General features: G+C 48.5%; 14 protein-coding genes. All 14 read right to left on the reverse strand.

The annotated features are described in order from the left end of the window. Nucleotides 1–309, reverse strand: a complete 309-nt coding sequence (gene nuoK / locus WCY20_RS11665) for an NADH-quinone oxidoreductase subunit NuoK (protein WP_345975328.1) — start codon at nucleotides 307–309, stop codon at nucleotides 1–3. Beyond that, a complete protein-coding gene (locus WCY20_RS11670; RefSeq protein ID WP_345975330.1) occupies nucleotides 306–872 on the reverse strand; it encodes an NADH-quinone oxidoreductase subunit J in 567 nt (188 codons plus the stop codon). Before WCY20_RS11670 ends, nuoK begins: the two co-directional genes overlap by 4 nt. Before the next feature lie 9 nt (nucleotides 873–881). After that, nucleotides 882–1499: an NADH-quinone oxidoreductase subunit NuoI gene (gene nuoI / locus WCY20_RS11675; protein ID WP_345975332.1), complete on the reverse strand. Its 618-nt coding sequence runs from the start codon at nucleotides 1497–1499 to the stop codon at nucleotides 882–884. Nucleotides 1500–1508: 9 nt separating this feature from the next. Continuing rightward, a complete protein-coding gene (nuoH, locus tag WCY20_RS11680; RefSeq protein ID WP_345975334.1) occupies nucleotides 1509–2498 on the reverse strand; it encodes an NADH-quinone oxidoreductase subunit NuoH in 990 nt (329 codons plus the stop codon). Nucleotides 2499–2501: 3 nt separating this feature from the next. Beyond that, entirely contained in the window at nucleotides 2502–4988 is a 2487-nt protein-coding gene (locus WCY20_RS11685) for an NADH-quinone oxidoreductase subunit G (RefSeq protein WP_345975336.1), read from the reverse strand. A gap of 2 nt (nucleotides 4989–4990) precedes the next feature. Beyond that, on the reverse strand, nucleotides 4991–7237 hold the full coding sequence (locus WCY20_RS11690; protein WP_345975338.1) for a 2Fe-2S iron-sulfur cluster-binding protein: 2247 nt from the start codon (nucleotides 7235–7237) through the stop codon (nucleotides 4991–4993). A gap of 9 nt (nucleotides 7238–7246) precedes the next feature. Beyond that, the gene (locus WCY20_RS11695; RefSeq protein WP_345975340.1) at nucleotides 7247–9244 is read right to left on the reverse strand and encodes an FAD-dependent oxidoreductase; all 1998 of its coding nucleotides are present in this window, start codon (nucleotides 9242–9244) and stop codon (nucleotides 7247–7249) included. A gap of 11 nt (nucleotides 9245–9255) precedes the next feature. Next, complete coding sequence (locus tag WCY20_RS11700; RefSeq protein WP_345975342.1) at nucleotides 9256–9480, reverse strand: NADH-ubiquinone oxidoreductase subunit E family protein; 225 nt, start codon at nucleotides 9478–9480, stop codon at nucleotides 9256–9258. 8 nt (nucleotides 9481–9488) lie between these two features. Then, nucleotides 9489–10727, reverse strand: a complete 1239-nt coding sequence (gene nuoD / locus WCY20_RS11705) for an NADH dehydrogenase (quinone) subunit D (RefSeq protein WP_345975343.1) — start codon at nucleotides 10725–10727, stop codon at nucleotides 9489–9491. 8 nt (nucleotides 10728–10735) lie between these two features. Then, complete coding sequence (locus tag WCY20_RS11710) at nucleotides 10736–11545, reverse strand: NADH-quinone oxidoreductase subunit C (RefSeq protein ID WP_345975345.1); 810 nt, start codon at nucleotides 11543–11545, stop codon at nucleotides 10736–10738. Next, complete coding sequence (locus tag WCY20_RS11715) at nucleotides 11545–12054, reverse strand: NADH-quinone oxidoreductase subunit B family protein (RefSeq protein WP_345975347.1); 510 nt, start codon at nucleotides 12052–12054, stop codon at nucleotides 11545–11547. The genes WCY20_RS11710 and WCY20_RS11715 overlap by 1 nt, the downstream gene beginning before the upstream one ends. Continuing rightward, complete coding sequence (locus WCY20_RS11720) at nucleotides 12036–12425, reverse strand: NAD(P)H-quinone oxidoreductase subunit 3 (protein WP_345975348.1); 390 nt, start codon at nucleotides 12423–12425, stop codon at nucleotides 12036–12038. Before WCY20_RS11720 ends, WCY20_RS11715 begins: the two co-directional genes overlap by 19 nt. Before the next feature lie 279 nt (nucleotides 12426–12704). Further along, nucleotides 12705–14438, reverse strand: coding sequence for an ATP-binding protein (locus WCY20_RS11725; protein WP_345975350.1), 1734 nt, complete (start codon nucleotides 14436–14438; stop codon nucleotides 12705–12707). Nucleotides 14439–14597: 159 nt separating this feature from the next. After that, nucleotides 14598–16160, reverse strand: a complete 1563-nt coding sequence (locus tag WCY20_RS11730; protein WP_345975352.1) for a long-chain-fatty-acid--CoA ligase — start codon at nucleotides 16158–16160, stop codon at nucleotides 14598–14600. Nucleotides 16161–16190 lie beyond the last annotated feature (30 nt).

Raw genomic sequence — 16190 nt, forward strand, 5'->3', positions numbered from 1 at the left:
CTATCCTCTCATCGATATCATGGTATCAAGATCAATCTTGCCGGTACGTTTATACCAGACAACCAACAGACCCAGACCAACGGCGACTTCTGACGCAGCGATCGCAATAACGAAGAAAGCGAACATCTGACCTGTCAGGTCACCGTAGTAGCTTGATATCGCTGCAAAAGCGACATTGACCGCATTCAAAAGAATCTCCGTTGCAAAGAAAAGCATCAAAAGATTTTTACGACGCATGACACCTATCAGACCGATAGCAAAAAGCACGGTAGAGAGGATCAGGTAGTGTTGTAAAGTGATTTCCATCATACTACAGCCTTTTCTTTAGATTCACGTTCAATCTCTTCTTCTTTCATCAGTGTCAGAGATTGATCCATTTTCTTACCGGCGAGGATAATACCTGCGATCATCGCAACTAAAAGCATCACAGCAGCTACTTCAAACGGGATAAGGTATTTTGTAAACAGTACCATACCGACCATCTGTGAATTTCCTACGCCGTCTACAACAGGATAAAAAGCTGTGATATTTCCAGATACGATCGGTGCTGTAAAGATCGCAACTACTGTCAATGCAGCAAGACCCGAAAGACCGAAAACGATCTGCGGAGAAGTACGTCTTTCAATAACATCACGTGTTGTATCAAAGAACATCATCCCGAAAGCGTAGAGTGACATTACGGCACCTGTATAGACGATGATCTGGATCGCGCCCAAGAAATCTGCACCCAGCAAAAAGAAAAATGCCGAGATGAAGATCATACCTGCAGCCAATGCACTCAGTGCATATAGCGCATGATTAGTCAACACAGTGACAGCGAACATCACTATTGTCAAGATAGCAAATGTGTAAAATGCTATAGCTTCAAACATCTTAGCTCCTTAATACGCAAGCGGCGTCGTTTTGACGCGCTCGTCTTCGTGTGGTGTAATCGCACCGAAACCTGGATACTCAGGTACCTGCCCCTTGATCGCCATGTCTACCGGTGTCAACATATCTTCATAACCGATGTAGTGGGCGCGCTGCTCAGAAGTGTTCTCGTAGCGTCCGCCGTGAACGATCGCCAACTCCGGACAGACTTCCGCACAGTAACCGCAGAAGATACAACGGCCAAGGTTGATCGTATACTCCGTAACCTGCTTACGGCTGTTCTCATCGATTTTAGTGTCCATACGGATACAGTCAGAGATACAGATCTTTTCGCATAGACCGCAGCCGATACAACGTTCCGTACCCGACTCCCAAAGACGCTGCATCTCATGCACCGCGCGGTAACGCGGTCCGATAGGCAGCTTCTCTTTAGGGTATTGAACCGTATGGATGTCGAATTTGAACATCTCGCGAAGCACGACCCAAAGACCAACAAAAAGCTCACCTTTGATCGCACGGGAAAAGACCTGCTTCGCACGGTCCCAGCCACTTTCCGGATACTCTTCAATGTCTACTTTAAAGTAGCCGTTCTCACTAACATTTCTATTTTCAAATTGTTCTAAACTCATTATCTACCCCTAAAACATCATGATCATACCGGTGATCACAACATTGACCACCGCCAGAGGCATGAGAACTTTCCAACATAACCACATCAACTGGTCAGGTCTGATATCCGGCCAGGCAGCACGTGTCCACAAGAAGAAAAAGAAGAAAAATGCCACTTTGCCAAGGAATCCCAATGCACCCAGTACAGATCCGTCACCGAAACCGCCAAGGAAGATCAGAACAATCACGAACGAGATGAAGAACATGTTCGCATACTCACCGATAAAGAAAAGGCCCCAACGCATACCCGAGTACTCCGTACCGAAACCGTCAATGATCTCGTGATCATTCGCGATAAGGTGGAACGGCGTACGTCCTGTCTCAGCAAATGCCGCGATCCAGAAGAGGACAAATGCCACCGGCTGTGTCCAGATGATCCAGTCGCCGATTCCGCCAGCCTGGTAGTTGTTAAAATCGATCAGTGAGAACGAACCCACCATCATAAGCGGTGCAAGCAGGGAAAGACCCGTTACAACCTCATAAGAGATGAATACCGCCGCGGCACGTGCCGCAGAGATCAGCGCAAACTTATTGCTTGACGCCAATGAGCCCAGCATCGGTCCGTAGAAACCGACGGCCATAACACCCAGGATGTAAAGGATACCGATGTTGATATCGGCAACAATAGGATGAACGGTGTAACCAAAGAGTGTGAATTCCGGCATAAACGGAATCGCTGCGGCCGCCATAAACGCTGTTGCTGCCGTAATAACCGGCGCAATCTTGAAGATCGGACCGACCGCATTTGTAGGGACGATATCTTCTTTGGTAAAAAGTTTGATACCGTCGGCTGCGATCTGTAAAAGTCCGTACGGACCAACGTGCATTGGCCCAAGACGACGCTGCATAAATGCGAGTATCTTACGTTCGAAGTAGGTTCCAAAACCTGCTAACGCGGAAAAGACCAGTAAAATGACTATGATCTTGACAAGCGTTTCAATAATGAATGCTGTTTCCATTAATTACACCTTTTTGATAGTGGCATTGCTAAAGCGATAACCGCTGAAGAGTGCCTCACTGTTTAGATTTGAATCAAAACTTGGAACAAACGGAATGTTTCCGCCGATTTTAGTGTCGATTTTAACATTAAGTTCCATAGAACCTTTTGTAGTCTCCACTAAAACCTTATCTCCGTCTGATAATTCATTGGCAGCTGCGTAGTCGCTACTCACATAGAGACCCGCCTCTTCCTTCAACTGATGTGACTTGTTGGTAAAATCATTGAACTGAAGCGTCGGGTTTGCCAGGTAGACCATCGCCTCGCGCATCGCCGCCGCTTCATCGAATGCCGCTACACTTTCGTCACCGTCAGTTCTCACTTCGCCGATCTCCAACTCATAGCCACGCATCTCTTCACCTTTATTGGTGTAGTAATTTGGCAGGTCATCGAAGTTTTCAGACTTGAAGCCGGCTATCTCGCCCAGTTTTGCTGTGTAATCAACAGTCAATTTACTGCTGAGTCCGAGCGCATTGGCAATGTCGTTAAGCTCATACCCTTTGTACTCCAATGCCGCATTGGTAGGATTGACACGCAACTGAATGCTTGTCAGTGTCCCCTCCTGCTGGTTCATCGCCGGCATATCAAGGTCACCATTGCCTTGTGCGCTGAGTGTAAAGTCGCCTTTGACGTTGTAGCCGACAGTGTAACTGCCTGCTTCGGTGTCTAGGTCACAGATCATCGCAACACCCAGCGTGTTCCCTTTTTCAGGAATCATCGTCACGCTGAAGTCGGTGTACTTCTCTACTAGCGCCACAAGACGGGCCAGATTTGACGCATTAGGATGGCTGTAAAAATCCGGTCCTACCATCAATGCGAAAGTGTCTTTCTTTTTAAGAAGCTTCTCCATCGACTCGTCGAACTTGGCCGGCACGTTGACGATCTCAAGCAGGCGGTTCTCATCGACCTCGACCTCTTTTTCGACCTTCTTCGGTACCATCTTCGACTTCTCGACTTCAACCTCTTCTTCTTCACCCGTCTCTTCGTTGACCTTTGTCTCTTTAACAATCTCAACGACTTTCTCTTTGATCGTCTCGCTGACAGTGACTGTCTTCATAGAGTGGAAAGACGCAAGGTATGCAGCCAGTTCAGCCGGAAGCGCCTCTTTTTTCGCAAAAAGGTCCAGGATCAGGTACATCACTGCCTCTTCCTGCATCGGTGCATGGTTGACGCTGAGGATGTTTTTACCCATATCATCAATAACCGGATCGGCTACCGGATGGAAATAGAGTCCGGCACCTTTGTTCATGATCATCGAGTTGTTCATCGCAAAACGGGCATTGGGGTTGTCTGTTTTGATTGCCGAACCGACCGAGATCACAAAGTTTGCTTTGTTGACCTCTTTGAGCGGTGTCTTATAGATCGATGTGCCGCTGATAGTCGAGTAGCTTTTCATAAATTCGGCAAACCTGCGTGCCTCTTCATTGATCAGCTTGTAGCCTCTTGTTTCTTTCAGCTTTTGAAGGATCAGCGCCTCTTCGTTTGTGATCTGCGAGTTGAAACTGATCGTATCGGCTTTTTCGAAGGCTTCGACCGCTTTGGCGAACGCCGCTTCGTCTTTGCCTTCAACCTCGTTCTGGAAGTCGTATCCGTAACGTCCGGCGCCGCAGAGAGAGACATAGTTCCACTCGTTTTTGACACGGTAGATCTTCGGTTCAGGGTTGTCGATCGATGTATGTTTCACATCATACTGGATCTGACAGCCGGCAGAACAGTGGCTACATGTCGCAGGAACCTGTGAAAGTTCCCAGGCATTGGAGGTATACTGGAAATCCGCAGAGACAAGGGCACCGACCGGACAGACCGCCGTACATTCACCACAGTCGGTACAGTCAAGCGTGTCTCCCGCATTCGGCTGGATAAGCGATTTGTTGAGCTTGTTCCACATCGCATAGGCATCTTTCGGCATACTCTCTTTGAACGTCTCGTCAATGGCATCGCCGCCGCGAGGTTTTGTCGAGAGGGCGCTATCACCGATCATGTCTTTACAGATTGTCGTACAACGCTCACACATAATACAGAGTGCCGGATCATAATTGATCAGACCCCAGTGCTGTACCGGTTTGAAGGTGTCTTTGATCGCATATGTCTGGGCATCAACACCGATCTCGAGTGTATAGTTTTGAAGCTCACACTCACCGGATTGATCACAGACACCGCACTCTAATGGGTGGTTTACATCATAAACTTCCATGATCGCACGTTTTTCTGCTTCGATAGTCTCGGTTGATGTCGTGATCTGCATGCCGTCTTTCGCTTTGGCATTACAGGCGTAGACCTGTTTGCCATCAGCTTCGACCAGACAGATACGACACGCCAAAGTAGGGCTACAACGTGTCAGATAACAGATAGCTGGAATAAAGATATCATTGGCACGCGCCGCATTAAGAATATATTCACCCTCTTGCGTCTGTACCTCTTTGCCGTCTATCGTAATGGTTATTTCACTCATAACTAGTTACTCACTCTCATAAAATTTACTGTCTCAAAACGATAGCTATCGATCATGTTCAGACCAAGGTCAAAGGTAGGGTGAAGTGCCACCGTCCCTTTGAGTGTATCGTCCTGTTTAAAGATACGGTGAATCTTCTCACCACCCACTTCGAATTCGACTTCATCACCGTCGCTCAACCGTGCCGCTGCTGCAAAAGCAGCGGAACCGTAAAGTGCGCTGTCTTTTTCAAGCTGGGCGCTCTTTGCAGTGAAGGCGTTGAACTGGAGAACAGGGTTCACGTGATAGATCACGGCACCGTTAAACTCCGGAAGCTCTTCAATTGACTCTATGACACCGTTGGCCTCGACATTGATCGGCGTCAAAGCATAACCGCGAACATCGGCTCCTTTAGGGGAATAGAAGTTCTCCAGGTCATCAAATTCCACCGATGCAAAACCTTTCTCCGCAGGCAGCGTCACGGTATAATCGATGGTGTTTTCTGCGTTGACACCTAGTGCGTTTGCAAGATCGTTCAGGGTGTAACCCTCAAATGAAAGTGCCACGTTTGTCGGCAAGAGACGTTTGTCAATGCTGACAACGCTCCCCTCCTGCTGATTAAGTGCAGGAACGCCCAGATCGCCCTCACCTGATGCAGAGATGACGAAGTCTCCTTTGGCGTTGTAACCGACGACATTGTTAAGCGCTTCATCCGCATCAAGATCGTTAATAAGCGATACACCAAGGGTGTTTACCTCGGTCGGAACGACCAAGACACTGAAGTCGCTGTGTTTCTCAATAAAGGCGACCAGGCGCGCCATATTCTCGGCTCTTTCGTGCGCCATGAGATCAGAACCTACAACCAGGGTCTTAGTGCGTGAACGCATAAGCTGTTTGACGATCATTGCAAGTTCGTCTTCGCCCACATTCGTCTCGGCACTCAGGTAACCTGTGTCGAGTTCGTCCATAAAGGCTTTTTCGCTCTCGCTGAGTTCAGCGTCAGAAACAAGAGTCTGTGCAAGCAGTGCCAAAACACCCTCTTCCGTACCGACTTCATACTTGATGAACTGTGTCACCGTGTTTTGAAGCAAAGCATCTTCCAGCGGATGCATATAGACCACTTTTGCACCATTGTGTCGCGCTGCCGTTGTCATCGCATACCGTACGCCCGGATTATCAGTTGCAATACGGCTGCCAATAAGAATAATGCCGTCCGATTTTTTCAGACTCTCAAGTGTGGCAGAGTAGTGAAGCTTGCCGCTGACTGAGCTGTATGCTCTCATAAAGTTCTGCATCTGACGCGCATCTTCATTAAAGAGCTTGATACCCAACTTCGCTTTAAGAGCATTAAGTATCATCGCCTCTTCATTGGTGATCATGGACGAAAAACGAATCGCTTCGGCATTTTGCAATGCCGCCACCGCAGCATTGAACGCATTTTCATCTTTGCTGCCCGTGTTGGCGAAATCAAAACCGAAACGTCCGGCACCGCAAAGCGTTGCATATTCGAAATTATTGGTCACACGGTAAATGCTCTCCTGGCCCGGAGAGTCGATACCCGCATGCTTGACCTCGTATTCCAGAGCACAGCCTGCACTGCAGTGTGCGCAGGTCGCAGGAATTTTCGAAAGTTCCCAGGCATTGGCAGAATATTGGAAATCGGAACTGACAAGTGCGCCGACAGGACAGACCGCGATACATTCACCACAGAAAGTACAGTCAAGCGTCTCGGCATTTTTCGGGATCACTTTTGAGTTATACCCGCCGAACAGGATATCAAGCGCATCGTCGCCGATCACTTCATTACAGACGTGCGTACATTTTTCGCAAAGTATACAGAGCGTCGGGTCATAATTGACCAAGCCCCACTGCTCGATCTTTCGAGGTTGGTCTTTGGCACTGAAGTATTGTTCACCGACATTAAACTCCAACGTCTTGTTTTGAAGATCACAGGCGCCTGACTTGTCGCACACACCACACTCTAAAGGGTGGTTGACATCATACATACGCATGATGTTTGTGCGCTCGGTCTTCAGTGACTCTGAATCCGTAATGACATTGATACCCTCTGTCGGCGGGGTGTTGCACGAGAGGATAAAGCCGTCATGGCCCTCCACTTCAACACTGCAAAGGCGGCAAGAAGCACATGGTGATGTCTTTTCGATATAACACATCGTCGGGATATAGATATCTTCGCGACGCGCCACATTGATAATTGTCTCACCGCGTTCAGCCGTTACAGGACGGCCGTTTATTTTAAAATTTATCATTCGACCTCCTTAATACGCGACCATCGCGATATAGTAGCAGCGCATACAGCGATCGGCTTCGCTGAGTGCCTGTTCTTGTGTAAAACCAAGATTGACTTCCATGTTGTTGAACTTGCGCACGTCAACATCCAGAACTTCCGACTCTTGACGAGGCAGACCCGGAAGCCATCCTGTGATCTTCTCTTTTTTGTCATAGACCTTCATCTTGCGCAGGTGATCTTCCATGATCTCGTCATCTGTCAATGTGACCTCGCCGCCGTTTTGCACGTAGCGCGCCATGACCGACGCCGCACGTTTGGCCTGACCGACCGCATTGACGATCGTCATCGGACCGTACTCACAGTCGCCTGATGCAAAGATACCTTTGCGTGAGGTCATGTAATCTTTACCGTTCGTCTTGATCGTCGCCCAAGACGTCATCTCGATCTCCCACTCTTCAGGCAGAAGATCCAGATCGGCAGACTGAGAAACCGCCGGGATCAAAAAGTCGGCATCAATGAAGTAGTCGGCACCCTCGATCTTTTCGAGTTGCGGACGACCGCCCTCCGGATCGGGAACAAGCTCGAACTTGTTGATCTTCAGACTCTTTAGAACATCTTTTTCGTCAATGATCTCTTCAACCGCTGAGTGGAAAAGGAACTCAACGCCCTCTTCCACCGCTTCATGATACTCTTCGTAAGTCGTGTTGCGGATGATCGTCTTCTCGTCGCGACGGTAGATCATGTAGACCTTCTCGGCATTGGCGCGGATCGAGCAGCGGACCACGTCCATCGATGTAAAACCACCACCGACACAGACCACTGTCTTACCGGTCAGATCGACCGGTTCGCCGATACCGTATTTCTCCCAGAGGTTGACCTGGTCAAGCATGTCGATCGCACCCCAGTACCCTTCTATCTCAGGGCGTTCGTTGTTACAACGGACTTTCTTGGAGATACGCGTACCTGTCGCCACCATGACCGCGTCATAATCTTTTTCAAACTGACGCATCATATCGGCCGTCACCTTGGCATTGGTGATGAAGTTGACCCCCAGGTCACGCACCGCTTCGATGTCCTGGTTGTATTTGTCGATCGGCATACGGTACTCCGGTACACCGACAGCGACTTCACCGCCGAGAACAGGAAGCTCTTCGTAGACGTCACAGTGCACACCCTCCAAGGCAAGGTAGTAGGCTGTCGTCAGACCCGCTGGGCCCGCACCGATGACAGCCACTTTTTTGCCCGTATCCGGTTTTTTCTCTGCCGGGTGGAAGAAGCCGAAACCGTGGTCAGTCTCATAGTCGGCACCCAGACGCTTAAGCGCCATGATCGAGATCGGCTCATCCAGGTTCGTACGACGACATTCATCTTCACATGGATGGGGACAGACACGGCCGCAGGTGTGTGCAAGCGGCATTGTCTGACGTGTCGCCACCAAAGAGTCGTCGAAACGAAGATCGCGAACACCCTCGATATAACCCGGGATATCGACATGCGCCGGGCAGGCGTCCGTACACGGTGCCGTTATCTTGGCGATATAGTTGACGGATGCATCGTAATGTTTTGAAGGCTTCTGCTCTTCAATACAACGGACAAAATCTGCTTCAAAATGTTCCATAAGATCAAGCAGCGGCGTCGGTACTGTTTTACCGATCTCGCATTTCGAGGTGGTCTGCATGGTGCGGGAAACCTCTTTGAGGTGTTCCATATCTTCCCTAGTCCCCTCGCCGCGAGCGATCTTGTCCATCAGGTCATACAGGATACGCCCGCCCCAGCGACCCGGTGCACAACGGCCACAGGCTTCAGAATAGACCTGATACTGCGCCGCATACTCCGTTGCCAGACGTACGACATCCACTTCCTGATCAAAAAGAGCGACACCATCCCAGCCGATGAAGGCTTTGGATGATGCATGCTCATTATATTGCTCAGGCAAGTTGTATGCTGATTCTTCCCAGGCGTCGTCCGCTTTACCGCTATTGTTAATAGCTTCGCCGCGCCAGGTCGAAAAAAAGACTTTACTCATAAATTACAGCCTTATTTTTTGACAACAATTGTCCAGTCAGCTTCATTGAATTTCAATGAGTTTGCCAACTCAAGCCCACACTCTTTTACAAGATCGGCACTACGTTGAATCGGTGTAAAGTCGCCGATCTCAAACAAGAAGATCGCAACTTCACCTGCAGGATGCTCGTTGACCAGGATCTCTTTCATTCTTGGCTCAAACCCGTCTTTTAAATGACGTAAATCGTAACGTTTCATCCGTTCTCCTATCTATCAACTTCACCGAATACGATGTTAGTCGTACCGATGATTGAAACAACATCCGGAATGTAGTGACCCGGAAGTAGGTCTGTCAAAATACCTGTGTGCCAGAAAGACGGCGCACGAAGTTTTAGACGGTAAGGGTAAGGACCACCTTGCGAGTTGATGTAGAAGCCGAGCTCACCTTTCGGTGACTCTGTTGCTACGTACACTTCACCTACCGGCGGGCGCATTCCCTGCGTGACAAGCACGAAGTGCTGCATCAACGAGTAGTTCTGCGTCATGATGTCAAGCTTTGATGCCGAGATATATTGCGGTGCATGTGCCATCAATTCCGTCTCATTGTTTTTGACGGTCTCTGCATACATGTCGATTGTCTGATAAAGGATCTTTGCAGACTCTCTCATCTCAGCCATGTAGATCTTATAACGAGCGTAGTTATCGCCTTTGTCAGAGTACGGGACTTCAAACTCGACTTCGTCATAAAGCTCATACGGCTCTTCTTTACGGATGTCCCAAGGCACATTCGAAGCACGAAGCATCGGACCGGTACAGCCCCATGAAAGTGCCATCTCTTCAGAGATAGTACCTACTTTTTCCATACGCATCAGCCAAATACGGTTTTTGTCCAGAAGGTCTTCGTAGTCTTTGATATTCGCCGGCAGTTTGTCCAGGAAATTTTTCAGATCCGGAATGAAATTGTCCGGAATATCCAGTGGCACACCGCCGATGCGTACTGCCGCATGCGTCAAACGCGCACCACAGTAATCTTCGATGATATCCATAAGGTACTCACGTTCACGGAAGGCATAAAGGAAGACCGTCATCGCACCGATATCAAGTGCCGTTGTCGCCAACCAGAAAAGGTGTGACATCAAACGGTTGATCTCCAGTAGCATCATACGGATCACTTTGGCACGGCGAGGGACCTTAACATCGATCAGTTTTTCAACCGCAAGTGCGAAACCGTAGTTGTTCGAGCTAGATGCGATGTAGTCCATACGGTCTGTTGTCGGCATGAACTCGTTGTAGATCATGTTCTCAGCCATCTTCTCCATACCGCGGTGAAGGTAACCGATATCCGGATGGGCTTTTGTGATCTGCTCTTGCTGCATGTGAAGCATCAGACGTAACTGACCGTGCGCCGAAGGGTGCTGCGGTCCGAAGTTGACGATCATCTCATTATCATCTCTGTCAAAGGTGATATTTTCAAAAAATGGACGTAATCTGTTTGGTTGTTGCATCCTAACCCCTATCGCTTTCTATCTTCGATGATCTTTGCATCATCTTCGAGGAATTTTTCAATCATGAAGACACCGCCTTCTTCCTGATAATCAAGCCCTTTTTCCGGTTCCCCGTTAGCCTTGATATCGTAGCCGTACGGCACTTCGTGACCGAGGCGTGAGAAACGCTCCGTGTCGTAACGGTTGACTTCGGCCGGTTCACGGAGTTCAGGCCCGATGATATCACGCGCCTCTTTACCGTAGATACGATCGACTTCGTACCATGCCGCGAACTCATCCCCTTGAAGAGGATAGGTTTTGCGAAGCGGGTGACCTTCCCAGTCATCCGGCATCAGGATACGCTTCATAAACGGGTGGTTGTTGACGATAACACCGAACATATCATACATTTCGCGTTCAGACCAGTCTGCAGAACGGAAAAGCTTGTTGACACTGTTGATCGCCTGTTTCTCGTCAATAAAACATTTGATACGAAGACGTTTACGCTTGCTCATTGAAAGCATCTGGTAAAAGACCTCAAATTGGCCTTTTTTTGCCAACCAGTCTATTGCAGACATCTCTGAGAGCTGCGTGTAACCGCATTCGTCACGTAAAAGTTCCAAAACACCGTAGTTGTCTTCAGGCTTGATGTAAACGACCATCTGACCCACTTGGATGTAGGCGTCCATGACGTCAAATTTTGCTTTGATTGCCGCTAAATCCGCTGCAAAAACAGCATCGTCTTCGACCGCGCTCTTTGCAACTTGCGGTGCGACCCAGTAACGGTCTGTGTAGTACGACTTTTTCTGTACGTCGTCTTTTGGCTTATAGGCTCTCATTATAATAACCTCTTAGGACGTTGGGCTTTACCCGCTTTTTCTGAACGGATCTTCTTTTGAAGCATCATCACCGCGTATTGAAGCGTTTCAGGGCGCGGTGCACAACCCGGAAGATAAAGATCCACGGGGATAACGCGGTCAACACCCTGCACGGTTGCATAGGTGTTGAACATACCGCCGGTATTGGCGCATGAACCCATCGAGATAACCCAGCGAGGTTCTGCCATCTGATCATACAGACGCTTGATGAACTCAGCATGTTTCTTCGTCAATGTACCTGCAACGATCATCACTTCCGATTGACGCGGTGAAGCACGGAAGATCGTACCGAAACGGTCGAAGTCATAACGTGATGCACCGGACGCCATCATCTCAATACCACAACAGGCGAGACCGTACGTCAATGCCCAGAGTGAGTTCGAACGTCCCCAGTTTACGACCTTGTCGATCGTTGTCAATGCAACCGGAAGACCGCCGTCTTGCGTATAATTTACTTGATGTTGTGCCATTCAAGGGCTCCTTTTTTCCATGCGTAGATAAAACCGATTGTCAGCAATAAGATGAACATAAGCATCTCTGCAAAACCGAACCAACCTAAAAGTTTGAAGTCGATCGCCCATGGGAACATAAATACGACTTCAACGTCAAACAGTAGGAATAACAACGCGAACAGGTAGAACTGCGTTGAAATACGGTTCGGCTGTTTTGTTACCTCAGGCCCACACTCATAGATCGAGAGCTTGAGCTTTTCAGTGTCTTTTCGTGCCAAAGCACGACTTGCCCAGCGTGCTGCCACAGTGGTTGCATAAAATGCCCCAAATGTGAGTACAAAGAGTACGAACACCCCGAAATAGGGATTAGTAGCGCTCATATGTTCCATGCATATAACCTTTTTTGTTGTTTACAAACAGCTGAAAATACCATTTTTAGGGATTTCCAGAGCCTATGTTTTCTATAGAAAAAACAGTTAGAAGCAATATAACCTAAAGTGCTTTAAGCTACGTTTTTTGCAATTTTAAATTTAAACGATGTGCTACGAAGGGTTACATGAAGAAATAGCATGAAAAAGTGGATGTTGATATTGGTAACAGATCTGAAGTCGATAATTAGATCTGTTTAAAGCAGATGTTACCCAAGGGGACAGGCCTTGGCGGACCTTTTAACTCAGAAAGCCCATTGATTTTTCCGAATCAAAATTCCCTCTCTTCTCTTTTTCGATCTCATGCTTAAAAGTCGCCATCGTAAAAAGCGGTTCATCCTGCGTTGCCACGGCATAGGCACAATTTTTGACGATCAGGTTGATCTGACCGCCGCTAAGATCATAACTGCTGAGCTTTTCGATATCGAAACCCTCCTCATACGGCGCATTCTCCGGCAGCATTTTTTGCCACAACCTTACACGCTGCTCTCTGTTCGGACGTTTGAACTCGATCTTGTAGTTAAAACGGCGTGAAAAAGCGACATCGATATTTTCAAGTAGATTCGTTGTCGCGATCAATATCCCTTCGAACTGCTCGATCTGTTCCAAAAAGATATTCTGCATCTGATTATGCATCTGTTCGGCCCCGCCGCCGGGTCCGCTTGAACGCGCGCTTAAAAACTGATCCGCTTCGTTGAGCAGGAGAATAGGCTCCGTTTTGGTCTTTGCACTCAGGTCCCTGAAGGTGTCAAAGATCTTGCGGACGTTCTTTTCACTCTCACCCACATACATCGACAGGATCTTCGAACAGTCAAAAGCAAGGACCTGGCGTTTAAGAGAACGTGCCAGAGAGTACGAAGTCATCGTCTTGCCGGTACCCGGAGGGCCGTAAAAGATGATACGGGCATCCAGGCCGCTCTTCTTCTTTTTGATCCCCCATTCGATCAGACGTGAGACGACCTCTTTGTCCATCTGACGCATCAGGTTCTGCAGGGTCTCTTCCGTCTTCGGGTTAAGCACCACATCATCAAGCGAATATTCCGGTTCGATCAGTTCGAAAATATCCTGATCTTTGATCGCCATCTCCATTTTGAGCTTATGCACTTTTTTCTTTTTCTGCGGATGCATAATCGACTGGACGACATCCTCGACCAGGTAGAAAGCGCGAGAGATACCGCCGAAAGGATTAAGCATCTCCTCATAATCGATGATCTCCCCGCTGAGCAGCGCCGACCCCTCCTCCAACAGAGAACGGTTCTTGATACGGTCGTACTCGTCCAGAGAGATCAGGTCGATCAGTGCGTTCATCTCCCGCAGGGAGGAGTCTCCTGCATTGTACTCCTCTTTGAGAAGGGCGAGGAAGATGACCTGCTCTTTATCATCAAGCTTTTTCTGTTTAAAGAACTTGTCAAGGACCACATCTTTGGTTGTCTGTGCGACACGCTCTTCGATCCGTTTCTCTAGCAGTTCCAGTTTGGCGCGGACCCGGTTGATCCCCAGAGAGTGTTCATGTACGTTCTGACGGATCACACTGATCTTCTGATAGAGCTCAATACGGAAAAACTGGTCTTGCAGATATTCCAGATGATCCTCATACGGCTTGACCTCAGGAAGGTTCATCTCAAACGACCCCTCTTCGAGCAGACGCAGAAATGACGGTGTCAGGGCAATTGCGGTATTGAGCAGTTCCAGTTCGGTCACCTCGCTTATCTTCATAGGGGTAAAGCTGTGCTGTGTCACCCAGCCGAGTTCAAGCAAAGTCTTGATCAGTCCAAGATGCTGGATATAACTGTAGTTCTCTTCACCGTAGAGGGATTGAAGAATATCGACGACCAGCATATCTTCATTGCCGCCGATAAACTTCTGGGTTAAAAGCTGCAACACTTTCGCCTCTTCTTCACCGCATTTCAGCTGATTGTAGACCTCTGAGGCGGTCACCTCTTTTGCTTCTAAAAAATCTATTAGATATTTCAATAAAACCTCTGTATATATATAATTATGATTGAATTATAGCGATTTATTGATTTTCTAATATTCGAGAGAAAAACAGCGGCATAAATTTAGTTTTAAATAAGCTGGGGGAAAACCTGTTTTTCAAACCTTTGAAAGGCCGAAAACCGGCTTTAACTGCGTTCAGACTTGCTCCTGATGCGCCTCTTTTATTTTACGTTTCAGGACTTTTCCGGTTGCCGTTTTCGGCAGTTCATCAACGATCACCACGCTTTTAGGCACTTTAAAATTTGCCAGCACCGCTTTAAGATCTTTTTTGATGCTATTAGGTACAACGACCTGCCGGTCCGCATCATCTTCAAGCTCGACATAGGCAACAGGGACTTCGCCGCTGTGCGGGTCTTTCACCCCGATCACGGCACCCAGCCTGATGTAGGGGAGTTTCATCAGCTCCTCTTCGATCTGCCGCGGATAGATGTTGATCCCTTTGGAGATGATAAGGTCTTTCATCCTATCGACGATATAGAGGTAGCCGTCACTGTCCATCTTGCCAAGGTCACCTGTGCGGAGCCAACCGTTAATGATCGTCTCTTCGGTGGACTCAGGGCGGTTAAGATAGCCAAGCATCACATTGTCCCCTTTGACTATGATCTCGCCTATCTGTCCGAGCGGCACTTCGAGCATCTCATCGTCTACCACTTTCACCATGTAGCCGTCAAGCGGGGTCCCGATGGACATCGGCTTTTGCTGCTCCATCGGGTTGACCGAGACAACAGGAGAGCACTCACTCAGACCATACCCTTCGAGCATTATGGCGCGTCTGAAGAGCCTGTTGAACCGGTTAAGCGTATCCTCGCTCAAGGCCGATGCACCCGAAATAAAGACCCGGATGCTGTTAAACCACATAAAATACCACGGCAATTTGGCGCGGATAAGCGCGTTGTAGATATCGGGAACGCCCATAAAAACCGTCACCCGCTTCAGAAGCGTCTGTTTGATGATATTGCTGAAGGGCAGCAGTTTTGGAATGATGACAAACGAGCTTCGGGTGTAAAATGGCAGCATCAGCATAACTGTAAACGTGAAGGCGTGGAACATCGGCAGGTAGACGATAAAACGGTCTTTGTGCGTTACCCTGAAACGTTCCGAACCGCTGACCATATTGGAGAAGAGGTTACGATAACTCATCATCGCCCCCTTTGGGTGACCGGTCGTTCCCGAGGTATAGAAGATGATCGCCATATCATCAAGCTTTGACAGCCCTCGGCTCTCCTCGCCGTGGCGGTGGGTCTCAAGGATCTCATCGAAGACAATATTGCTTGAATCCAGTACCGGTGCTTCGTCGATCCAGACCACTTTCTCGATCTTTGTTTCCGCAGCGAGCTTTTTGACCTCACTGCCAAACTGCTGCGAGGTTATCAGCATCTTTGCTTCAGAATCGTTCAAGATATACGCGAACTCGTTTGCTTTGAGCATGTTGTTGATCGGCACGACCACCGCGCCGATCTTGGTCGCCGCATAGACACTGATGACAAACTCTTCGCTGTTTGGCGCGATCAACGCAATCCTGTCGCCTACACCGATACCCGCTATCTCCAAAAAACGGGCAAATGCATCCACTTTATGTAGAAACTCTCTATAACTTACTTTACGCTCTTCAATAAATATAGCCGTCTTTCGGGGCGCGGCTTCGGCGGCTGCTTCAAGCATGTCATAGAAGTTTTGGTAAGGGTAGGTCAGTTGCATTGCGTTCCTTGAAAAAGTTTCATCTTCGAA

This window comes from Sulfurimonas sp. HSL3-7, assembly GCF_039645985.1.
In the GTDB taxonomy this organism is placed as follows: domain Bacteria; phylum Campylobacterota; class Campylobacteria; order Campylobacterales; family Sulfurimonadaceae; genus Sulfonitrofixus; species Sulfonitrofixus jiaomeiensis.